Annotated in this window: 5 protein-coding genes; 2 read left to right on the top strand and 3 right to left on the bottom strand. The window is 71.4% G+C overall.

The window, feature by feature from the left end:
* From DQW85_RS44930 to DQW85_RS30965, 3 genes are all read right to left on the bottom strand, one after another.
* On the bottom strand, positions 1-1574 hold a 1574-nt coding region (locus tag DQW85_RS44930), incomplete at its 3' end, for a hypothetical protein (RefSeq protein ID WP_205315542.1).
* A complete protein-coding gene (locus DQW85_RS30970; protein ID WP_113703345.1) occupies positions 1559-2677 on the bottom strand; it encodes a PqqD family protein in 1119 nt (372 codons plus the stop codon). The genes DQW85_RS44930 and DQW85_RS30970, both read right to left, overlap by 16 nt.
* Before the next feature lie 14 nt (positions 2678-2691).
* Positions 2692-3429 carry a tetratricopeptide repeat protein gene (locus tag DQW85_RS30965; protein WP_162795512.1) on the bottom strand — a complete coding sequence of 246 codons (738 nt, stop codon included), beginning with the start codon at positions 3427-3429 and terminating at the stop codon, positions 2692-2694.
* Positions 3430-3730: 301 nt separating this feature from the next.
* Between DQW85_RS30965 and DQW85_RS30960 the strand changes: the two genes are divergently transcribed.
* Together DQW85_RS30960 and DQW85_RS30955 are read left to right on the top strand one after the other, a co-directional pair.
* Positions 3731-6820, top strand: a complete 3090-nt coding sequence (locus tag DQW85_RS30960) for a non-ribosomal peptide synthetase (protein ID WP_162795511.1) — start codon at positions 3731-3733, stop codon at positions 6818-6820.
* Positions 6786-7243 (top strand): MFS transporter (locus DQW85_RS30955; RefSeq protein ID WP_113703343.1); only part of this gene is annotated, 458 nt, incomplete at its 3' end. The genes DQW85_RS30960 and DQW85_RS30955, both read left to right, overlap by 35 nt.

Here is a 7243-nt window from a genome sequence, read left to right as displayed (position 1 = left end):
GCCACACCGCCGGCGACCGCCGGCCCGACGCCGCGGCCCAGCCGGGCGCAGTGGCGCAGCTCGCCGCCCGCCGTCCGTTGCAGCACGTCGACGTCGGTGTAGCGGCGGCGGCTGTCCCGCGAGTCGATGACACTGCCGACCAGGAGGACGCCTCCCACGGTCAGGTCGTCGCCGAACCCGCTGATCGCCGCGGCGATGTCGGCGTCGGCGAAGTAGCTGTCGGCGTCCACGTCGTCCCGCAGCCGCCGGTACAGCAGGCCGCATGCCCGGATGATCTGCGCCGGACGCGGATCGTGGACGAACACGTCCTGACCGCGGAACTCGAGCGCGAGCCCCGCGGCGGCGCACTGTTCCAGCGGGGGACGGGCAGGAGTCACCCACCGGCACGCCGTCCTGGCCGGGGAGACCTCGAGGCGGCGGGCGGTCGGGTCACCGAGGCCGGGACGGCGCGCGGCGGGCAGTTCCAGCACCTCCGTGCTCTCGATCTGGATGCACCGGCCGGATCCGTCGAGGACGCCGGCCGCGCCATCCGGCGTCTCGACCAGCGTGAAGGCGGAGTATCGGTCGCCGGCCAGCACGGTCCCACGCACGCCGGCGTCTCGCAGCGCGTGCCAGAGGTCGACGCTCGTCCTGCCGTCCGAGACGGCCTCGTCCCGAATCCGGACGGCGCCGCCCTCGTCGAGGGAGCGCCTCAGCAGCTCGACGTCGACCCCGGCCACAGGCTCGCCGCCGTCGGCGGCCGACACCACCAGTTGGGCGATCAACCGGTCCAGGCGATGCAACCGGCCGGAGTAGGTGCTGCGCCGGATCCGCGACACCGCACGCTCATCCGGGGCGGCCAGGGCCGCCTTGCCGATCAGGTGGTGCGCCTCGTCGATCGCCAAGCGCACCGCCGGCGACGTCGTACGCCGGTAAGCGGAGCGGAGCCCGGGAAGCAGCCAGCACGACGTCACCACCTCGCCGGTACGACGGCAGGCCTGCCGGCGACGCGCCGGCTGAGGATGCGCGAGGCCGGCGATGTACGTCACCCGGGCGGCCGACCGGATCTGTGGCACCGGCCAATGCCCGCGCAGCGTCTCGGCCACTGTGGCAGCGGCGTCGTCGGCGGCCAGCAGGACCGCCCCCAACACGGCCACGCGTGCGGTCGCGCCGCCGTCGAGCCCCTCCGCGCCGTCCGGCCCGTCGAGACGGGGCCGTCCCGAGCCGTCGATCGGCCAGGCACCATGAGCCGGACCGCATTTGCCCGGCGTGGCCAGAGCGGTCACGGCGATGAGCAAGCTCAGTGCGAGGGCCTCGACACCGTCGCCGGCGACGCCCGGGATCGGGAAGCCCGCCGCGGCCACCAGGTCGAGAACGGCGGCGGGGATCACGACCCGGCCAGCGGACCAACGGATGGCGACCGCGTCGGAATCGACCTCCCACCGGACGGGTCCCGCGGCGGAGGACGGCTCGCCGAGCCGCAGCGCCACCGCGAGCTCGGCCGCCTCGTCGCGGATGGCCGTACCCCAGGGGAGCGTCGTGAGGACGTCCTGGCGGACACCGGCGGAGCCCGCGGAACTCACGACGCTTCGCACGGAGCGAGAAGGTTGGCGTTTTCCAGGAACATCAGCAGGTCGTGCAGGGACCTCGCCAGCTGGTCCCGGTCGGCCGATGACAGATCCCGCAGGACGTCCAGAACATCCTGTTCGGTGGACCGGCCGTCGAGGAGCAGGACCATGGCGGCCGCGGTGGCGTTGACCTGGTACATCTCCCGCCCGACGTGGAGCAGGTACCACTGGCCGGAGTCGTAGCGGAGCTGCGCACCGCACGACAGGGCGGGGCACGACCTGCCGTCGGAGGGAGAACGCGGCGACTCCGGCGACCACAGGACAGCGCGCACAGTGGAGTCGAGGCGCTCCACCCCGGCGGTCTGCGCGTACGCCACCGCCAGGTTCGCGAACCCCACGCAGGCACGAGCGTAGCCGTCGACGGCGCCCGCGTGCGCGGGCCTGGCCTGCAGGGCGTAGAACCGGTCCGTCAGGCTCTTCGCGCCCGCCAGCAACCGCGGCGGAACCGGTCTGTCTCTGAACTCGCTCCGGAGCAGAGCGGTCAGCCACTTTCCGCCGGGGTGGGTGCATCCGATCGCCGCGAGCAGCGCGGACGCGGAGAAGTCCAGCAGCCTCTGACACGCCACTCCGACGCTCTGCCAATCACCGGAGGAGAGCCAGCCCAGAAGATCCGTCTGCGAATTGGTGATCCCCACCAGCGCCCGAGCCAGTGACAGCTTCGCCAGGAGATCCCGGTCCACGTCCGCCTGCAGATCCCGCAGCCGGTCCTCGTTGTGCACCGGAATCGCGATGGCCAGGGAGTGCAGGAAGTCCCGCTCGTCGTCCGACAAGCGCATGAACGCGCGGTGGTCGCTGCGCGAGTCCGACCGCAACGCGCGCAGTTTGCCCAGCAGATCCTCGACCTCACCCCGTGACCACACCTCCAGGTCCATGGGAATGTCGTCGTGCGGCATCGGGACCAGCCGCATCCCGTCGTCCGCCGCCTCCGCGCCGTGGCGGATGAGGAACACGTCGACGTCCGACCACGGCGTCGCGATCCCGTCGGCGACTGAGCCGCCGACGTACGCCACGTCATCGTCGTCCAACGCGAAACGGGTCCGGAGCACGCTCTTGACCAGGGTGATGTCCACGTGGTGCCCAAGCACTACCGCTCGGCGACGAGATCGAGCGGGTCCACCAGCATCGACTCTCCCGCGGCGATGTTCGCCCGAGCGGCGACCTCCTGGATGATGGCGAAGCGCTCGTCGGTCTCCCGGGACAGGCGGATCAGGCTCCGGATCCGTTCGCCCACGCTCGCTCCGGAGTGCTCATCCGCGAACTGGGCGATGGCCCGGCCCTGCCCTGCCAGGGCCATCGTGACGACTGCCTGGCTGACGCTGTAGGGGGTGCTCCCCTCAAGCCGCGCCGCCTCACGGTAGAGGCCCGCCGCGACGGTGTGGTTCCCGGACAGGCGGTACACGTCGCCCAGCACGGTGCACGCAGAGAGGGGCCCTTCGTAGACGAGCGAGGAGAAGACCGCCGTCGGGGACTTCAGGAGGAGGGTGCCGCCGATCTCCAGCGCCTCGTCGAAGCGCCTCAGCTTCGTCAGCACGACGACGAGTCTCGCGGCGGCCTCGTCCAGATCTGGATCCTCCGCGAGCGCCCTGCGATACGCCGTTTCCGCGGAACTCGGCTCGCCGGCGATCTCGAACAGCTTTCCGGCCGCGAGGCTCTCCGCGCCGGGGGAGGAGTGTTCGTCCGCGTAGGCGCTGATGCGGCTGACTGCCTTGACCACAGCCTCGGCTTCCTGGCGGGCGTCGTCCAGTGACGCACGCCGGCGGCGGTCATAGAGGGAGTTGAAGTTCCGCTGCGTCTCGGTCGACTCTAGAAGATTGTCGCTCACTGGGCGCTCCCTGGATGTGCGATCTATGGCATGGGGTGCTCGGGCGGCGCTCACTACGGAGAGTGAGCGTGCGAGCACGCATGTCGCATACCCTCAGTCTCGCTCGCGAACACATCCAGCTCAATCACCAGGTCAGACGGCGTGTCTCAGGCTTGCCCCCGGAGTGCCCGATCCGGGGCCCCGCCGGACACCCGGACTCGAAGGTGCTGGCCACCCTGCCGCTGACCTGGCAATATGGCCGCGCTGGCCAGGCGTGGAGCCCAAACCGTCGCGCCCCGAGACTGGGAGGCATCCCCTGGACGTGTGTGTGCACCACCAGTTCGAGGATCGCGCCGCCGAGGCGCCGACGTCGGTCGCCGTGGCGATCGGCGACGAGCACCTGACCTACGGGGAGCTGAACTCGAGGGCGAATCGGCTGGCGCGATATCTGCGCGCCGCGGGTCTGGGGCGCGACGACCTCGTTGCAGTCTGTACGGATTTCGGGCTCGAACTGGTGGTGGCGTTGCTCGGGGTGCTCAAGGCCGGCGCGGCGTACCTGCCGCTCGACTCCACGTACCCGAGGAACCGCGTGAGGCTCGTGGCGGCGCAGGCCGGCAGCTCGATGCTGCTGACCCAGGCGCACCTGGACCTGCGTCACGGCGTCGCCGAACGGGTGCTGTGCCTGGACTCCGGCTGGGGGAAGGTCGCCACCCACGCGGACACCGACCTGCCGCGCGACACCGCCGCGGGCGACCTCGTCTACTGCATCTTCACCTCCGGATCGACCGGCAGCCCCAAGGGGGCGCTCAACCACCACAGGGGGTTCGCGAATCTCTGCGCCTGGTACTCCGGAGCGGAGACGGGCGGCGGCCGTGACGGCAGGACGCTGGTGGTCAGTTCGGTGGCGTACGACCTGACCCAGAAGAACATCTTCGAGCCGTTGACCTCGGGCGGCAAGGTGATCTTCGGAGGGCGGCGCGTGGGCGACGTCGACGGGATCCGCGCCGCGGTGGAGCGCCATCGGCCGACCAGGACGAACTGCGCGCCCTCGGCGTTTCGCGTACTGAAGGACGCGCTGCTGCGCGACTCCCTGCGCGTGGCCGTGCTCGGCGGGGAGCCGATCCCCCCTCGTCTTGCGGAAGAGATCGCCGGATGCGGCGTGCGGCTCGTGAACTCCTACGGGCCGGCGGAATGCTCTGACGTGGTGCTCTACCACGTCGGCCACCCCAAGGGCGACGAGGTCATCCCACTCGGGCGGCCGATCCCCGGCGCCGAGGTCCGTCTCGTCGACGAGCGCGGGGAGCTTGTGGACGGCGCCGGCACGGGCGAGCTGTGGATCGGCGGGATCGGGGTCGGGCGTGGATACGTGACGCGGCCCGGGATGACGGCGGACAGGTTCGTCGCGGACCCGTTCGGCGACACTCCCGGACGGCTGTATCGGACCGGAGATCTGGTACGGCGAACCGGCGACGGGATGCTGCTGTACGTCGGCCGCACCGATCACCAGGTGAAGATCAACGGCCATCGGATCGAACCCGGAGAGATCGAGGCAGCGCTGCTCGGGCACCATGCCGTGGACAACGCCGTGGTGCTGCCCTGCGGGAATCCAGTCGGCGGCGAGAGCCTGGTGGCGTTCGTCGCGCTTGCCGCCGGTGAGACGGAGGTCTGCGCCGAGTCCCTCCGCCGCTACCTCTCCGGGCACCTTCCGGCGTTCATGGTCCCGGCGGTGTGGAGGTTTCCCGGCACCCTTCCCCTGAACTCCAGCGGAAAGGCCGACAGATCGGCGCTCCGCCAGGCCCTGGCCGGCACCCCGCTCACGCCGTCCACGCGGGTGGAGGCAGGCACGCCCGCCGAACGCGTGCTGCTGGACATCTGGCGCGAGATTCTCGGACGCGGGGACGTCGGGGTGGAGGACGACTTCTTCGCCCTGGGGGGCGACTCTCTGGCGGCGATCAGGATGACGATGGCCATCAGGGAGCGGCTCTCGTGCGAGACATCCCTGGAAGCCGTCTACGCGGGCAGGACGGTTCGCGGGGTCGCCGCGTCCCTGGAGGCGACCGTGGCGGTCGATCCCTCGCCGCGGCGTGCGCCGGCGACCGCGCGCGGCTACCAGTTCGTCCCCAGCCTGTCGCAGCAGCATGATCTGCGGAAGCCCGCCGGCGAGTTCGCGTTCCTCAAGAACTTCTGTTTCGGTCTACGGGTCAGCGGCGGGCTCGATGTCGAGCTGTTCTCGCGTGCGGTCGCGGCGACCGTCGACCGGCAGGAGGCGTTGCGGGCCAGCTTCGTCACCGGCGCCGACGGTGTGCTGCTCGGGAGGGTCGCCGCCCCGGGCGCGGCGGATGCCGGAGGCGCGCTGGTGCGGGAGGTGCGCCACGGCCCCCACTTCACCGACATGATGGCGGCGTTGCGCCGGACGGCGTTCGACCCCTCCGTGGCGCCGCTGTTGCGGTGTTCGGTGTATCGCCGGGCGGACGACGTCGTCTGCGCGTTCAACCTCCACCACGCGATCGCGGACGCGTGGTCGATGAGTGTGCTGACCGCGGACATCGGTGCGGCCTACGCCCGGCTGCGGGCGGGCGGTCCGGCCCGTGACGGGGAGGTGCGGCGTTTCAGCGACTTCGCCCTGGCGGAGCGCAGGGCCGTCGCGGCGGGGGCGTTCGATGGCAAGGAGCGTTTCTGGCGTCAGACCCTGTCGGGTCTTCCGGAGCGTCTCGACATCCCCTTCGCCGTCGCGGACCGGCCCGCGGTGTTCAGCCACCAGGGCGACGCGTGCCTGTTCGACTTCGACGAGGGGGAGACGAGGACGGTCAGACAGCTCTGCGCGAGCGTCGGGGTCACGCCGTACATCGTCCTCCTGACGTCCCTCTTCCTGGTACTCCATCGGCTCACCGGCCAGGAGGACCTGTACGTCAGGTCGCCCGTCTCGAACCGCCGGGACAGCGCGCTCGCGGACGTCATCGGACCTTTCGGGGGGATGCTCGTCGTCCGCGCGCTGGTGCGCGGCGGCTCGCGCGGATCCGCGCTCCTGCGGAGGGTGGCGGAGAGCGTCGTCCTGGCGTACGCCAACTCCGGGCTCCCGCCCTCGGTCGCCGCCCGGTGCTTCCCGGGTAACGACGACCCAGCCTTCGGCTCGAACTTCCAGGTCACCTACAACCACCACAACTACCCCCCGCACCCGACGAGCTGGGGTGGGCTCAGGCTGGTCCGGCTCCCGGAGGACTTCGGCCACATCAAGGGCGATCTGGTCCTGCACAGCTGGTTCGACGGCGGCATGCTGTCGGGCGCGCTCGCCTTCTACGCGGAGATCCTGACCCTGGACAGCGCCAGAACCCTGGTCGACGAGCTGAGGGCCGCCGTCGCGGAACTGGCCCGGACATGTGGGAGAGACGACGACAACCGCCACCCGCGCTGAGACGCCGAGCCGCGCGCGCGTTGCCGGCGCCACGCTCGTCGGCACGGCGATCGAGTTCTACGACTTCTACATCTACGGCACGGCCGCCGCCCTGGTGCTCACCGGCGCGTTCTTTCCCGGCATGGACCCCGTGGCGGGGAGCCTGGCGGCGTTCTCGACGTTCGCCGTGGCGTTCCTGTCCCGCCCGCTCGGCTCGGCGCTGTTCGGCCACTGGGGCGACCGGGTCGGCCGCAGGTCCATGCTGGTCGCCTCGCTGCTCGTGATGGGCCTGTCGACGGTGGCGATCGGCCTGCTGCCCGGTTACGCGGCCATCGGCGTCGCGGCCCCCGTGCTGCTGGTCCTGCTCAGGTTCGCGCAGGGCGTCGGCCTCGGCGGGGAGTGGGGCGGCGCGGCGCTGCTGGCCGCCGAGCACGCGCCGCCGGG

It is taken from the genome of Nonomuraea lactucae, assembly GCF_003313395.1.
Taxonomy (GTDB): domain Bacteria; phylum Actinomycetota; class Actinomycetes; order Streptosporangiales; family Streptosporangiaceae; genus Nonomuraea; species Nonomuraea lactucae.
The sequence above is the reverse complement of the archived record's forward strand: the minus strand, read 5'-3'. Positions and strand labels throughout refer to the sequence as shown.